Origin of the sequence: Sphingobacterium sp. HMA12 (genome assembly GCF_002933815.1) — a bacterium.
Lineage (GTDB): Bacteria > Bacteroidota > Bacteroidia > Sphingobacteriales > Sphingobacteriaceae > Sphingobacterium.
Map to the genome: position 1 here is coordinate 2,501,671 of NZ_BEYR01000001.1, position 14,527 is coordinate 2,516,197.

Here is a 14,527-nt window from a genome sequence, read left to right on the forward strand (position 1 = left end):
GAGAACAACAATAAATTGTTCGATAGCGAACACCGATTGTTCATAAATGGGCAGTAGCTAAAAATGCTTTAAAACAAAAAAACATGTCTATCAGCGATTTACGCAGTTTTCACATTTTGGCACCACTATTATATGAGTAAAGTAGGAAATGAGGCTGCTTTTCGAAATAAAAATTAAAATGGAAATAATAATCGTATAAAATCAAAAACTACTAATAGACAAAACCATGAAAAGAATCTTAACCATCGCCTTTATTTCATTTTTATATGTAGCTCAGGCTCAAGAGCGTGAGATCCGCAAGATTTCGGCTCCGGATGGAATTTCGGCAGCTACTTCGCTACGTGTTGACTACGTTCACTCCAACCGTAATGAAGTTGTTGTTGAAGCTGACAATGCAGCGCATCTGTCACTGATAGAAACAAATGTAAAAAATGGCATATTAAATGTGCAATATAAACGGAATTCACAGGTCAGAAATGCAAGAAACAATCGCGTAACGGTATATTCAAGTAAAATTCCGACAAGTTTTTCCGCTTCTTCGAGTGGATCAATCTACAGCAACGAAACGATAAAAGCCAACAAGATATCGGTAAATGTTTCTTCGTCTGCGCGTATTTCGCTTAAAAAATTAATTGCCGATGATATTTCACTTTCGACAAGTTCCTCAAGTAAGTTAACAACGGATGTAAGTGCAAAAAATCTGACGGTAAATTCAACAAGTTCGTCAAGACAGGAAATTGCAGGAAGTGCAACGAATTTGGATTTAAGCACCAACTCTTCCGCATCAGTGGATATGGCTTCCTTTACAACAAACAATGCAGAGGTCAATGCCAGCACATCCTCGGGTGTCACCCTAAGTGTTAAGGACAATCTACAAGGTAAAGTTTCTACCTCGGCAAAGATCTCCTTAAAAAACCAGCCACGCAATGTCCAAGTTGACAAATCGACAAGTGGCCGAGTCGTTATGTAATTTTAGTTTAGGTCTTTAAAAAAGACTGTTTATTTATGTTTAATGTTTAGTTAGCTAAAGGTGGCGCCCTCCCCAGTGCCACCTTTTTTTTCGATCCGACCAAAAACTGAAACAGACCACTCCCCCTATCAACCGGATCTGATTCACCGGATATCATCTGATATTTTTGTATCTTGTGCGAAGAAACACAAGCACACATAACACCGCATCCAATGGATAATTTTTTAGCAAGTAGCCTCAAGCAATTTCGGGAATTTAAAGGTCTTGGCGACAAAACCTTCGACCAGTTGAGTGATGAACAACTGTTTTGGCAATTCAATCCATCCAGTAATAGTATTGCCCTCATTGTGAAACATCTCCATGGAAACATGCTTTCGCGTTGGACTGACTTTTTGAATACTGACGGTGAAAAAGAAGGAAGAAACCGTGATATGGAGTTCGAAAACACGGCGATGGATAGATCAGAGCTTATGACGCTGTGGAACGAAGGCTGGGATTGTTTATTTCATGCCCTTGAGTCCCTGAATGAGCAAGATCTTTCAAAAACAATCTTTATCCGGGGAGAAGGGCATTCCGTATTAGCGGCTATCCACCGTCAGCTTGCTCACTACCCTTACCACGTAGGACAGATTGTTTATATTGGAAAAATGTGCCAGGATGAGCAATGGACCTCGCTCTCCATTCCCAAAGGGAAATCTTCCGATTTTAACCAGGAAAAATTCGCTCAGGCAAAAAAGAAATAGAACAATATATATGCTACAAATCTGTTTAAAAACGTTACATGGAAGGCATTGCTTTTGAGCTTTTTTAGCCAACATTTGATTATATTTGTATAATCTACCATTGCTGATTCGCTGACCGTCATTAGGGAATCAGCTTGTTTAGAGCTGAACAACAAAAAGCGAGTATAGGGATACCAGCTATCCCCTTAGGGAATAAACAAGTAATAAAATAATTATTTGCAGATGAAACCGCCGAAGGCAGCATGAACTGAGTGAACCGAACGACGTGAGCTCATGAATACCATTGAAAATAATTACTTATGAATAATGCTTTGAAGGAAAATGGACTAATGACTAAACAAATTTATACGGATGAAAAATTCGATTAAGATCATCAATAACTACGAATATAAAAAATTATTCTTGCCTGATGTTTCTGATCATAACCTATTTAACGAAAGTAAAATTCAGGTCTATCGAATCGAAAATTATCTCCGGAGCATTTTAATGCCGGTCATACCTTATCGCACCACCTTCAATTTTCTTATTTTCGTAACAAAAGGTTCGCTGACACAACATCTGGAATCAGCTTCCTATACACTTACGGAAAATCAAGTGATCAATATCAAACAAGGTAATATCACCGCAACGTTGGCTATTTCGGATGATGTGGAAGGTTTTTTTGTGGTTTATGAAAATGAAATTGTTACTGATATCGAACTTGGGATCAACGATATCAAATTTTTCAATTCCCATCCGTTCACCACGTTAAAGCCGCATGTTGCTAATTGGATACAGCAAATGCTGGTTCTTTTGGAGGAAGAGCTTTTTACGGAAGGCCGTGTGATGGAAGTCTGTATATCCATGATGCAATGTATCTTATTGAAGGTCATCAAGTCTGATATCGAGACAAAGGCACCAATGAGCAGACAGCTCGATATTGCATTCCGTTTTCGGGAATATGTTCAAAAATTCCATATCGACCATAAAAATGTATTATTTTATGCGAACTTATTGCATATCTCGGAAAACTACCTGAACAAATGTGTCAAGGAAGCAACCAATAAACCGCCCAAGCAATGGATTACAGAAATCAGTATTCTACATAGCCAGATCTTATTGCAGGATGCTACACGGGACATCGCAGGGATCGCATTTGAATTGAAATTCCAATCGCCCTCCTACTTCACCCGGCTATTCAAAAAAATCACCGGGTATTCACCCAGTGATTATCGAAAACATAAGTTTATGGCAGACTAATGTTTATGGTAAGGCAGGTTCCAAATGAGGTCAATGGCCAGATAATGCACACCAAAGTCCACTTGATCATAGCCTTTGATCAGATCATTCATATAGCCAACATCTAATCGCAAGGGTGTCTTTGGAATATCTGTCATATAATAAAAGCCCAATCGTGTTTCTTTGTACCCAAAGCCTGACCAGGCATCAGGTTCATTTAATTTACTGATCGCAAAAAGTCCTTCGGCACTCAAAGCCAGTTCCTGTTTGTGCCTATCTGATAGTTTAAAATTCACCTGTGATTTTAAACGGGTCCTAAATTGAAAGTTCTCTTCAGCCTTCTGAAAGTCTGCTGTAAAAAATTTTCGAAATTCTTGCCGCAACGTATTTTTCCATTTCCAGCGCCCTCCCAACTTAAAAGTATAGGCGTAACGGCCATACAATCGAAACTCTTGCTCAACCCCTTCATTGTGATAGGGTGCCTTTTCGTCATATACATTTTGGCGCCTATAGCTCAGCGCATAACTATACTGCTGATTAGGTGCAAATTTGTGATAAACCTCATGGTTCACCACCCAGATGGCCTGTTTATGAAAAGGATTGGAATCATCGGGCGTACTTTTTGTTCCTAGACCGATATAGGTCAGCGCTTCTTTTGTTCCGGCGCTGTCCAGCTTACGTCTGAGCCCCAGCACTGACCAAGAGGCTGTTTTAGCTTTCCCAAGCCCCGGCGGACTTACCTGCCCGTATACTGTATTTATATGAATTCCCAATAAGAGCATTATTGGGAATATTTTTATGAAACGAAATTTCAACATGAATAAATTTTTAATTAAAAGAAAGACTAAGAAGTCTCTGTTGTCGCAGAAAATTTAGCCACCAACCAATTGTCCAGCCGCTTAACAGGTTCCATTGCCCACATCGCTACCACAAAAGGAAAAGTTAAGGTAGTCCAACCATTATGAATCAGGAAATGATCGAAATAAGTTGCGATAACAACCGCAATCAATACATACACACCATCTCTGACGCGCTGACCACTTAAAGCAATTCCACATAAAACGGCGTTGAAGCTAAAGATCCCATTATTGGTCATATCAGCAGATTCATGGCCATGATGCGAAATATAGACACTGATAATCACAGCGGCGAAACCGTATAATGCACCGATGGGTTTACTGATAAAAACGCCAATGAAAAAGATCAGTCCAGCAATTAAACTCCCCTGGAATATGACCTGTCCGAAGGCATGTCCCTCGATAAGAAAATCATCCATTTCCTCAATATCTACAAAATGTTCGGGAACCGTGCGTAAGGCCAATTCAGGAATACTCAGTACGTATAACGCAATCCAAGTGATCATAATAAAAGGAAACGTGAATACGGGAATATTTTTCTTCAGCGCCAGTCCCATCAAAATAGTAGTCAGCCCAGACCCAATGATCAAGGCTGCCCATACCCAAATATTGGTTTGAAAATAAAAGACCAACGCAATTCCATAAAGTGTCGCATTGAAGCCGAAGAGCCCATCATTAATATGGTCTTCATCAAACTTCATCAATTTAGCGGTTATTACCCCGACAAGATTAGCCAGTATCCCTGCAAATCCCATAAGTGCAGAATCATAAATAATAGCACCGATAAACAGGACTCCGGTCCAGATGTTACCCTGTAACATAATCTGTCCAAATCCCTTGAAAACAGCTTTCACAAAAGCCAAGATGTTATTTTTCATTAGAATAATTTGTTATTTTAAAATCGTTATCAGTCCCCGCTATTTAATTCAGGAATAATTTTTCCCACAATGCACTTTGCATTTCTTTAAAAAGAAGATAAAGTTGCTCGGCACCATACCCCAGCACACGCACCATAAAACCATCGTGCTGCAATTCGCTGATGCCAAAGGCTACATTCTTGGTTTCGCCATATTTCTCATAAAATGTTTCAATCCATTCGGACGGGTTTAATCCGGCACTATTCAGGTAAATCAGTGTTCCCTGATGTGTATAGCCTTCCAAAATACCAAGCTCCTGGATAGGCATCCGGCCAGGTTGCAACAGGACATTATCCTTGACGACCAACCTATCGTTCACATAACATTCCGTTAAGTTTTGAAAATGGTTGTACTGAAATTCTTCTCCGGACATCTTTCTGCCACAAGTCACAATTTCACTAAGTAATAGGTGACAATCGGAAGCAAGATGGATAATGTTGTGGCTCAAAAAATGAGAAGAATGTTGTGGTACCACCGGGTGAGGAACATAGGAAAACACGGAACCTTCACCCAAAGTCACCTGCATTGTCTGGGAAGAATGTCCCTTCATGTGGAACAAACGCTGATAAGCCTGCGTCTGTAACTGCAACTTTGCTCCCGGTGCAATATCAATTTTAATCTGATGATCATCACCATCCAATAATCCTGGAGAGGAGCTCATGATCATCAAATAAGCCGCATTATCTTTTTGATATTGCCCGACAGGGACAATGCGAAAAGGTTGCGTGACATAAGCATCCTTCATAAAGGATTTCCCTTCACGATGTGCTATTTTGACAGCTAAAGAACAGATCATAATTAACGAAGTAAATTAGGCTCTTCAATATCCTGAAGCAATGCATATTTCTTGATCCAGCCCACAATCTCTTCCAGACCGTCACCAGTTTTCAAATTCGAGAATAAAAAGGGAGCACCTTTGCGCATCATACGGGCGTCATGTTCCATCACTTCGAGGCTTGCCCCAACATAAGGCGCCAAATCTTTTTTATTGATCAGGAGCAGATCCGAGCGTGTAATTGCAGGACCACCTTTACGCGGCATCTTTTCTCCTTCAGCGACATCAATCACGAAAATAGTAATATCCGCAAGATCTGGACTATAGGTAGATGTCAGGTTGTCGCCGCCGCTTTCAATTAAAATAAGTTCCAGATCCGGAAAACGGCCGGCTAGCTCGTCTACGGCTTCCAGATTCATGCTTGCATCCTCACGTATTGCTGTATGTGGGCAACCACCGGTTTCAACACCGATAATACGTTCACGGGGCAATAGGCTATTTTTGGCCATATACTCCGCATCTTCCTTTGTGTAAATATCATTTGTAATAACCGCCAGATCCAACTCATTCATCAAGCGTCTGCTTAATCTTTCCAATAATGCAGTTTTACCGGAACCCACAGGACCGCCCACACCTATTTTAACATATTTTCTATTTTCCATTTTTATTTGATTTTAAGAGATATAAACCCTAGAATATAATCGTTCATGTTGCATGCAGCGGATATCAAATCCGATATTGCATAGCCCCACTAAATTTCTTTCAACTACTAAAGTCTCGTGACAGAGCTCAAGTATATCATCGTGCAGGCCAAAAAGAACATCTTGACCATCGAGCTGTCCGAGCGGTACGAGTTTCACGGCATTCGTCACCATGGTGATAGCCGCATTGTAATAAAAGCCATGTAATGCTTCTTCCAAAGGAATTTCCAATAACGAAGCCAGCATCCCATACATCAAGCAATAGTGGCTATCCACTTCCTTTTTCTGAATCAATTTGCCCCAGGCAACAACAAAATCCTGTTGTTGATAACGGCTAAATATTTTGTAAATGCGTACGCCCAGTTTTTTACTGGCTTCCCGGATCTCTTTTGGACTCTTCAATGCTGTACACTCCTGATCCAAAGCGATCAATGCATTTAAATCCGATGATGTGGTAGCCTCGTAGGCCAATTTCATCAGGGCAGCATCGTTATACTTTAGATTGTACCATAAATTATGGCGCACATATTTGTCAGTAGTTGCTTTATCACAGACTAAGCCCTGCTGCACATAGGTTTCCAGCCCATTTGAATGGGTAAATCCACCGATCGGTAGCGTCGGGTCTGCGAGATGGAGCAACTTGCCCAGAAAAGTTTTTTTCATTGACATAAATTATTTATCATTATTTGTAGATGCGACCGTCGGCGCTGTACCAGTATCCTCTTGCTCCTTAATGAACAGGGGAATATTTTTTGTTGAAAATTTCAACTTTTGATGATGCTTTGGGTCTACGTTTGCATGGAGTGGATTCAGCAGCTGCTGCACACCGCATACAGGCTCAAATCCATTTTTGGTCAACCACTCGTACATGGAGCGTTCATATGGCATTAGCAATTCATTTGCCTCTACGAATAGAGGCAAATGTTTGTTTCCAATTTCACTGCTGACAAAAGCTATCTGAAGGAAATCAATTGCCATCACTTTGATGATTTCACAAGATCTGATGGTCACCACAACTATTTTTTCTTCATCTTCATACAAGATATCGCCGTCCTGCAAGCAGGAAGTGTTGCCCAATAATTTTACAGCAATATCCATCCCCTCCGCTGTACGTAGACGTTGAATACGTTTGGTGGATTCATACCACTCAATCGACAGCAGATCATAACGCTTATTGACCTGCTCCGTCTTGATATTTCTTGTGATTTCTGTGATAATCATGCTAATTGCTTAAAAAAATAGATTTTTTGACAATCCCAACCCCACTGTTGAGCCATTAATCCCTGTAATCACTTCATGATCATTTGGAATAAGCGCGTCTTTACCGTGGGTCTTTTTGTAAGAAAGCTCCGCAACCTTGGCTTTCAGCGCCCAGCCTTTTCCCAGGTTAATACCCACCAGCGGATACACTCTGAATAAGAAACCATTATAGCTCCCATCCACCATGGCACCAGATGCGTTAGCAACATGTTGGTCTCCCCACAGGTAATGCGCATCCACCTGACCGATTAGCATAAAATGCTCACCCAGCGGCCATGTGTTGCTGTAGAACGGACCGACTTCATGAGCGTGGTCGGTAAAGTCAAGTGCCTTATTGTAAGCATTATTGAATCCATAATTTATCCCGACGTTCATGTTGTCATTAAAAAAATACCCCACGCCAACTGGTGCGGCGCTAAACTGATGTCCAGCGGTGGTTTCATGGTAATTGAGCGAGCCATACAACATAATTCCGCCCTTTTGAGCATAGGCCGATTGTATCGAAAAGCATGCTATCGCCAGACAACATCCCAAAAATGTCTTTAAATTTTTCATTGATATATCGTTGTTTTTAAGGGCAATAAAACGACCATGAGCACTATTTTGCTCATTGATCACTGGCAAGCTTTATGCTCATGACCGTTTTACCAATGTGTTTTTCATTTGTTATGACCTGGTGCGCGACCAGGTCATGGCAGTAATCATCCAGATTAAAACAAGAAATACAATTGTCCTAAAGAAACTGTATCAATCGGCTGCGACCGCAAAATCTCTCCATCAAGGCTCACTTCATAGTTTTCCGGATTAACGATAATTTCGGGCGTGGCATCGTTGTGGATCATATCTTTTTTGGAGATATTTCTACAGTTTTCTACAGGAAGCAAGCCTTTTGCCAAGCCGTATTCTTCTTTAATACCGTTTTCGAATGAAATTTTGGAAACAAAGTTAAAGCAGGTATTATGCACAGCTTTTCCCAAACCGCCAAACATGGTTCGCAAGATGATTGGCTGTGGCGTAGGAATGGATGCATTGGCATCACCCATTTTAGATGCGATGATCATACCGCCTTTGATAATCATTTCCGGTTTTGCACCAAACAATGCCGGACGCCAGATCACCATATCGGCGATTTTACCGGGTTCGATGGAACCTACGTATTTCGAGATACCATGTGCAATCGCTGGATTGATTGTATATTTTGCGACATAACGACGTGCGCGGAAGTTATCATTGTTTTTTCCTTCATCTTCAGGCAGCGGACCTACTTGTTTTCTCATTTTGTCTGCTGTCTGCCAGGTACGTGTGATAACCTCACCCACACGGCCCATTGCCTGTGAATCCGAACTCATGATACTGAATACCCCGCGATCTTGCAATACATCCTCAGCAGCGATTGTCTCCGGACGGATACGTGAATCGGCAAAAGCCACATCCTCAGGAATTTCTTTACTCAGGTGGTGGCAAACCATCAGCATATCCAAGTGTTCGTCAATCGTATTTTTTGTGAATGGACGTGTCGGATTTGTAGAAGCTGGCAATACATTTGGATACATTGCCGATTTGATGATATCCGGAGCGTGACCGCCTCCAGCACCTTCCGTATGGAAAGTATGGATTACACGGCCATTGATCGCCTGGATGGTATCTTCCAAGAAGCCCGCTTCATTTAATGTATCGGTGTGAATAGCAACCTGTACATCGTATTTATCAGCTACTGTAAGTGCTCTGTCAATTGTTGCGGGTGTTGCTCCCCAATCCTCGTGAATTTTAACACCCAAAGCTCCGGCTTCGATCTGCTCAACTATCGGTTGTTCTGTCCCCACATTTCCTTTTCCAAAGAAGCCAAAGTTCATCGGTAGATCTTCCACCGCTTGCATCATACGACGGATATTCCACTTTCCTGGCGTTACGGTGGTTGCATTTGTTCCGTCCGCGGGACCGGTACCACCACCAATCATGGTGGTAATACCACTGTATAAGGCGGTTTCGACCTGTGTAGGACTGATATAGTGAATGTGGGTATCTATACCGCCCGGTGTTAGGATATAGCCAGATCCCCCATGCACTTCGGTAGAAGCACCAATAATCATATTTGGCGTAATGTTATCCATGGTATCTGGATTTCCAGCACGGCCGACACCGACAATCTTACCATCCTTGATACCGATATCACCTTTCACAATTCCCCAGTGGTCAATTACAATCGCATCTGTGATGACCATGTCCAAGGTACCTTCATCACGTGTGTGAACCGAAGATTGACACATACCGTCACGTACCGTCTTACCACCGCCAAATTTTGCTTCATCGCCATAATAAGCATAGTCTTTTTCAACCTCAATAATGATATCGGTATCTCCTAAACGGATTTTGTCGCCACTTGTTGGACCAAAGATGGCACTATAATTTACTTTGCTAACTTTTAAACTCATGATATTTTGTTTTTAAAGCCTTGTTCTTTCACTTTTTTCATCGCATTTTCTTTCGCAACTTCAGTTTCGGTATCACCGTTTACCAAGTCGTTATGGCCGTAGATTCTTTTGGCACCAGCATAAGGAACCAATTCCACATCTTTGGATTCTCCCGGCTCGAAACGTACTGCTGTACTTGCGATAATATTCAATCGCTTGCCAAAAGCCTTTGCACGGTCAAATTCCATCATCTTGTTTACTTCGAAGAAATGAAAATGTGAACCTACCTGAATCGGTCTATCCCCGGTATTTGTTACCGTGATCGTTGTAACTTCTCTACCCTCATTGCAGATGACATGGCCATCCGCTATAAAAAATTCTCCTGGAATCATAAATTCTATTTTTAACAATTATCGAATCGGATTATGAACAGTCACCAATTTGGTACCATCCGGAAAGGTCGCCTCAATCTGTACATCGTGAATCATTTCAGGTACACCTTCCATGACATCCTCACGTGTTAATAATGTCGCGCCATACTGCATTAAATCAGCCACAGTACGGCCATCACGTGCGGCTTCCAAAAGCTCACTGCTGATCAATGCAATAGACTCCGGATAGTTTAATTTAAGTCCTCTAGCTTTCCGTTTTTTTGCTAGTTCGCCGGCAAGATGAAGCAATAGCTTCTCTGTCTCTCTAGGTAATAAATGCATATAAAATATTATTTAAATTGTTGTTATTTCAATTAAAACAAGTCACTACAAGCCCTGACGATTTAAAAAATCGTTCGAAAAGCCTGATAGACGGAGCCCATAGCAAATGCTTACGACATCGCGTTTCAGTTCTCAGCGTTGTAAGAAAAGGAAAGAATTATCCCAGAAATGGGATCTTTAAACTTTGGAAAAGAATGTATTTGGGTGGCAGGATCAATCGATCCATGTAAGGTTTTCTGTTATTCTGCATGTTGAGACACACCGGATAACAGAAGATAAAAAGGCAAATGGACAATATGACCCAACTGAGCAATTTGCTCCATTCATCCTGTAGATCCATCTGTTCACTCATATCATAAAGGTCATGATCATGGACAGCTGCAACCACATTTTCCCGTTCGGGCTGACCGACACCTTTGTCAATCTGTTGGTGCGAAGCGGACAAACCAAAAGAGGTACCTGACGGACTGTGAACCGTAGACTGTTCGGAAATAGTCGTTCCTCTCAGAAGCAGGGCGCTCAAAAGGAAAACTAAAAAAACCAAACTATGCCTAATCATTGTATTCACAATCCTATTATTTGTTGTTCAAATTTACAACCAAAGCAGGCCACTTCACTAGTACAAATCTTGAATTAAATAGTCTAAATTTGTCGAAAAACCTGCTTTGATCGGTTTTATTTCATTTTGTTTTCGCTAAAAAGAGTAGCCAATGGAAACCATCACATTCCTTGGTGCACCGGCGAAGGCACGTGTATAGTCAAATCCTCCCAAAAAATAGTATTTATCAAATACATTATTGAGGTTGAGCGCCATTTTCATTGCACCGATATGGTAATATGCGGCCGCATTAACTGTCGTATAAGAAGGCCATTGTCCCCATAGGGCATTTCCTTCGCTGTCCTTTCCAATGCTATTGTCCATACGCTTGCTGTCAACATAGTAGACGCCCGCGCCAAAGCCAAGTCCTTTTAATGCAGTATCAGAGAACACGTATTTCAGCCAGGCACTGGCCATATTTTTGGGTGCTCCCGGCAAAGCCTGACCGACTTCTGAACTTACGGAGGAAGCCTTCACTTCCGTATGGTTAAAGGTATAATTGGCCATGACCTGAAACTCCTTGGTCAGCTGCCCCCGGACATCCAGTTCAACACCTTGTGAGAGCGCTTTTCCAGATTGACGGTATTCCGGCAATCCCGAGTCATTAATTGTCCCTGTTGCGATAAGCATGTTCCTACGTTCAATCTGAAACAGCGAAAGATCCATTTGCAATTGATCGTTAAAAAAGCCCGTTTTAACCCCGGTTTCAACTTGAAAACTACGTTCTGCATCAAAAGGTTTATCCGCACCATAATCCTTATAATTATGGATAAAATTAGCACCTACCGGAACAAAACCCTGCGAGTAGCTAGCAAAGTAATTGATCTGTTTATTAATTCCATAGGTCAGCCCAAAGCGAGGTAGCAAGGCATTTTGTGTCGCATGGAAACGATTCTGTCCATCTATCGTTTCCGAAGAATAATGTTCATGCCGCAACCCAACAATTAATTTCAAACGATCCGCAATGCTGATCTGATCCTGGATGTACTTACCCGTCGTTTTATACGGGCTCAAAAAAGGGTAAGCAACCTGTGTACGCCAGACGTAGTTGGTCAGATCATGCGTGGTATAGGTCGGATTGTTCAAATCAAAAGTTAGTGGTATTACTTTACCATCCACGGTCTGTTGTCTTGCTTCCCGCAACTGATTTTCCTTATCACCCCGATATTGTGCAAAGTCTACTCCGGCAACAATATGATGGTCAATTTTATCCCCCAATAGATCCCACTTGACATACCCGACAACATTGTCCGTATAATCGCGGCCATGACGGTCAAAAAAACGCATGTTCATAATCGTATTATGCGGGGCATCGGCAAAGGTGTTTAGCGTCCGGTGTTCGTTGACATCTTCCTGATAGATGGATTTCATATAACTCACGTTCAGACTCACATTGTCTGCCAATCGTTGTGCCAGCCTTCCGCTCAGTGAGAAAGTCTTGGAGTTATAGAAATCAGAAGGCTGACTTAAAGTAAACGAACGTGGCAGTGCATAAAAATTATTTTCCTTTATTCCCATTCCACGATCCAGATAACCGTTGAATTGATTGTACACCACGTCAATATCTACGGTTGTCCCTGCAGCGGGCTTAAATGTAAATGAAGGCGCCAACATCATTCGTTTTTGACGGTTCACATCTCGAAAGGTTTTGGTATCTTCATAACCGGCATTAAAGCGATAGAGAATCCGTTTTGCACTATCCAGAGGGCCACCTAGATCTACTGTGGTGCGCATGGTTTCAAAACTTCCAGCAGCAAAACTGACATGACCTTTAAAATCTTCCAAAGGTTTTTTTGTTGTCATATTGATGGTACCACCAGGTACAATGTCACCAAATAAAGAGGCGCCGGGGCCTTTTAACACTTCAATATTTTCAAGATTGATTGTTAATGGGGAATTATAATAGCTATTCCCATAACCATAGCCCGAACGCAGACCATTGACCAAACGGACTCCGGTTTCATAACCGCTTTTAAAACCACGGATCACCACATCATCGTAGGATGAAGCTTCTGTTACACCTGCCAGGTCCTGTACCAAAGCCCCCGTTGTAAAAGCCTGTTTATCTTCGATAAATTCTTTACTCAATACCGCCACGGATTGTGGGAGGTCTTTCAGTTTTCCAGCGAACTTGCCGCCAAGTTCCATGTTGTTTGTCAAATAGGAATTATTGCGTCGTCCGGTAACCAATACTTCATCCAAGGTTCGTCCTCCCTCTTCCATGATGAGCCGGATTCCTTTTTTGGGATTCCAGGTCGTCTCATCAATAAGGATAAGCTGCGGTTTATAACCAATTGCTTCGGCGCGCAATTGTACCGGAAAGGTCATTGCCCTCGCAAAAGTAAACTCACCGTTCGTAGCAGTGCTGACCTGTTGTCCCTGATTTCCGAGAGTCAAAGTTACTCCAGAAATTGGATTTCCATTTTCATCCTGTATCTTCCCAAAAATCATAAAACTCTGTTGGGCGTAAACAGCCAACGGTGCGAATGCACTTGCCAATAATCCGAAAGCGAGCGCTTTCATTGTGTTTTTCATCTGTATTTTTTTTGTCATCCCCGGATGAAACTTTCCCTGTTTAAAATTCACTTATAACGATCTTCTTGAAATAAGGTCTTTAAACAAAGGCAGTCCATCCGGAATTATTTTATTATTAATCACTGAACTATTTTATTTCATGTATTCAGCGTGAGTATGTTTAAAAAGACAGGTTGGTCTGAGGATCTTTATTTTGACAACTCCAGCTCGGCGGAATATTTCAGATCATTGGACTGCCCTAACAATTGCTCCATGTGAATCGTCGGAAAGCCCGATTCATCACAGAATTCTTTGAGATAGAATCCCTGTTTTAACCAGAACTCATGGGCTCCTTCCAAAAAAGGATGGGTATGTAAGTAAAGTCTTTCGACAGCCTTCTTCTTGGCCGCCTTTGTCAATTGGCGGAAGAGCGCCGTTCCAAGTCCAGATCGACGGTAATCGGGGGCGACAAAAAGACGGGCGATCTCGACTGTCTTCCGGGCGTCTAAATCCAGGTGTGGAAAACGATAGTCATAAGCAAGCATACCGATCACACCGACCAGTTTTCCACTGCTGTCCCTTGCCTGTAAAAATGTTCCTGCTTGTTCATCGAGATACACCTGTTTAAAATCCAGCAAATCTCTGGGAATCTTTTCGGGATCAAGCATTGGAAACAGCTGCTTCCGAAATTCAATAACATAGGGTAATACCAATTCCAGATCATCGACAGTGACTGCACTTATCGCGATATTTGTGATTGAATCTGTCCTTTGCAAATCTATTTTATTCATACTATTTTCGTTTTTAGCGCCCATTCTGTCACGATGAATCTGTAAGCCCTTCGGCCGGC

General features: G+C 41.8%; 15 protein-coding genes and 1 pseudogene. 3 read left to right on the plus strand and 13 right to left on the minus strand.

Annotation, left to right across the window (positions count from 1 at the left end):
• The first annotated feature begins 226 nt into the window (after nucleotides 1-226).
• The 3 genes from HMAT_RS10870 (at nucleotide 227) to HMAT_RS10880 (ending at nucleotide 2,952) form a co-directional block, all read left to right on the plus strand.
• Complete coding sequence (locus HMAT_RS10870; protein WP_104382724.1) at nucleotides 227-970, plus strand: GIN domain-containing protein; 744 nt, start codon at nucleotides 227-229, stop codon at nucleotides 968-970.
• A 212-nt stretch (nucleotides 971-1,182) separates the two neighbouring features.
• Nucleotides 1,183-1,713, plus strand: coding sequence for a DUF1572 family protein (locus tag HMAT_RS10875; protein WP_104382725.1), 531 nt, complete (start codon nucleotides 1,183-1,185; stop codon nucleotides 1,711-1,713).
• Between the two features lie 351 nt (nucleotides 1,714-2,064).
• Nucleotides 2,065-2,952: an AraC family transcriptional regulator gene (locus HMAT_RS10880; protein ID WP_104382726.1), complete on the plus strand. Its 888-nt coding sequence runs from the start codon at nucleotides 2,065-2,067 to the stop codon at nucleotides 2,950-2,952.
• Here HMAT_RS10880 and HMAT_RS10885 read toward each other — a convergent pair.
• The 13 genes and pseudogenes from HMAT_RS10885 to HMAT_RS10945 form a co-directional block, all read right to left on the minus strand.
• Nucleotides 2,949-3,713 carry a DUF2490 domain-containing protein gene (locus tag HMAT_RS10885; protein WP_233789188.1) on the minus strand — a complete coding sequence of 255 codons (765 nt, stop codon included), beginning with the start codon at nucleotides 3,711-3,713 and terminating at the stop codon, nucleotides 2,949-2,951. The genes HMAT_RS10880 and HMAT_RS10885 overlap by 4 nt on opposite strands.
• Nucleotides 3,714-3,775: 62 nt before the next feature.
• Nucleotides 3,776-4,666, minus strand: a complete 891-nt coding sequence (locus tag HMAT_RS10890) for an urea transporter (RefSeq protein ID WP_104382728.1) — start codon at nucleotides 4,664-4,666, stop codon at nucleotides 3,776-3,778.
• A 43-nt stretch (nucleotides 4,667-4,709) separates the two neighbouring features.
• Nucleotides 4,710-5,501, minus strand: a complete 792-nt coding sequence (locus HMAT_RS10895; RefSeq protein WP_104382729.1) for an urease accessory protein UreD — start codon at nucleotides 5,499-5,501, stop codon at nucleotides 4,710-4,712.
• A 2-nt stretch (nucleotides 5,502-5,503) separates the two neighbouring features.
• Nucleotides 5,504-6,142 (minus strand): urease accessory protein UreG, encoded by a 639-nt coding sequence (gene ureG / locus HMAT_RS10900; protein WP_104382730.1) that lies wholly within the window; start codon nucleotides 6,140-6,142, stop codon nucleotides 5,504-5,506.
• A gap of 12 nt (nucleotides 6,143-6,154) precedes the next feature.
• Nucleotides 6,155-6,844 (minus strand): urease accessory protein UreF, encoded by a 690-nt coding sequence (locus HMAT_RS10905; protein WP_104382731.1) that lies wholly within the window; start codon nucleotides 6,842-6,844, stop codon nucleotides 6,155-6,157.
• Between the two features lie 9 nt (nucleotides 6,845-6,853).
• On the minus strand, nucleotides 6,854-7,402 hold the full coding sequence (locus tag HMAT_RS10910) for an urease accessory protein UreE (RefSeq protein WP_104382732.1): 549 nt from the start codon (nucleotides 7,400-7,402) through the stop codon (nucleotides 6,854-6,856).
• A gap of 9 nt (nucleotides 7,403-7,411) precedes the next feature.
• Entirely contained in the window at nucleotides 7,412-7,996 is a 585-nt protein-coding gene (locus HMAT_RS10915) for a hypothetical protein (protein WP_104382733.1), read from the minus strand.
• Between the two features lie 155 nt (nucleotides 7,997-8,151).
• On the minus strand, nucleotides 8,152-9,873 hold the full coding sequence (ureC, locus tag HMAT_RS10920) for an urease subunit alpha (RefSeq protein ID WP_104382734.1): 1,722 nt from the start codon (nucleotides 9,871-9,873) through the stop codon (nucleotides 8,152-8,154).
• 65 nt (nucleotides 9,874-9,938) lie between these two features.
• Nucleotides 9,939-10,244: pseudogene (gene ureB / locus HMAT_RS27420) on the minus strand (urease subunit beta); the annotation flags it as partial.
• 18 nt (nucleotides 10,245-10,262) lie between these two features.
• On the minus strand, nucleotides 10,263-10,565 hold the full coding sequence (gene ureA, locus HMAT_RS27425) for an urease subunit gamma (RefSeq protein WP_075993440.1): 303 nt from the start codon (nucleotides 10,563-10,565) through the stop codon (nucleotides 10,263-10,265).
• Between the two features lie 157 nt (nucleotides 10,566-10,722).
• Nucleotides 10,723-11,133, minus strand: coding sequence for a hypothetical protein (locus HMAT_RS10935; RefSeq protein ID WP_158655770.1), 411 nt, complete (start codon nucleotides 11,131-11,133; stop codon nucleotides 10,723-10,725).
• Between the two features lie 126 nt (nucleotides 11,134-11,259).
• The gene (locus tag HMAT_RS10940; RefSeq protein WP_104383386.1) at nucleotides 11,260-13,698 is read right to left on the minus strand and encodes a TonB-dependent receptor; all 2,439 of its coding nucleotides are present in this window, start codon (nucleotides 13,696-13,698) and stop codon (nucleotides 11,260-11,262) included.
• A 188-nt stretch (nucleotides 13,699-13,886) separates the two neighbouring features.
• Complete coding sequence (locus tag HMAT_RS10945; RefSeq protein WP_104383387.1) at nucleotides 13,887-14,468, minus strand: GNAT family N-acetyltransferase; 582 nt, start codon at nucleotides 14,466-14,468, stop codon at nucleotides 13,887-13,889.
• Nucleotides 14,469-14,527 lie beyond the last annotated feature (59 nt).

Bases quoted from the DNA above. Each gene is read 5' to 3' on its own strand.
- HMAT_RS10880 (WP_104382726.1), top strand. From the start codon at position 2,065: ATGAAAAATTCGATTAAGATCATCAATAACTACGAATATAAAAAATTA.
- HMAT_RS10945 (WP_104383387.1), bottom strand. From the start codon at position 14,468: ATGAATAAAATAGATTTGCAAAGGACAGATTCAATCACAAATATCGCG.
- HMAT_RS10895 (WP_104382729.1), bottom strand. From the start codon at position 5,501: ATGATCTGTTCTTTAGCTGTCAAAATAGCACATCGTGAAGGGAAATCC.
- HMAT_RS10870 (WP_104382724.1), top strand. From the start codon at position 227: ATGAAAAGAATCTTAACCATCGCCTTTATTTCATTTTTATATGTAGCT.
- ureC (WP_104382734.1), bottom strand. From the start codon at position 9,873: ATGAGTTTAAAAGTTAGCAAAGTAAATTATAGTGCCATCTTTGGTCCA.
- HMAT_RS10915 (WP_104382733.1), bottom strand. From the start codon at position 7,996: ATGAAAAATTTAAAGACATTTTTGGGATGTTGTCTGGCGATAGCATGC.
- ureG (WP_104382730.1), bottom strand. From the start codon at position 6,142: ATGGAAAATAGAAAATATGTTAAAATAGGTGTGGGCGGTCCTGTGGGT.
- HMAT_RS10890 (WP_104382728.1), bottom strand. From the start codon at position 4,666: ATGAAAAATAACATCTTGGCTTTTGTGAAAGCTGTTTTCAAGGGATTT.
- HMAT_RS10910 (WP_104382732.1), bottom strand. From the start codon at position 7,402: ATGATTATCACAGAAATCACAAGAAATATCAAGACGGAGCAGGTCAAT.
- HMAT_RS10905 (WP_104382731.1), bottom strand. From the start codon at position 6,844: ATGAAAAAAACTTTTCTGGGCAAGTTGCTCCATCTCGCAGACCCGACG.
- HMAT_RS10940 (WP_104383386.1), bottom strand. From the start codon at position 13,698: ATGAAAAACACAATGAAAGCGCTCGCTTTCGGATTATTGGCAAGTGCA.
- HMAT_RS10875 (WP_104382725.1), top strand. From the start codon at position 1,183: ATGGATAATTTTTTAGCAAGTAGCCTCAAGCAATTTCGGGAATTTAAA.
- ureA (WP_075993440.1), bottom strand. From the start codon at position 10,565: ATGCATTTATTACCTAGAGAGACAGAGAAGCTATTGCTTCATCTTGCC.
- HMAT_RS10885 (WP_233789188.1), bottom strand. From the start codon at position 3,713: ATGCTCTTATTGGGAATTCATATAAATACAGTATACGGGCAGGTAAGT.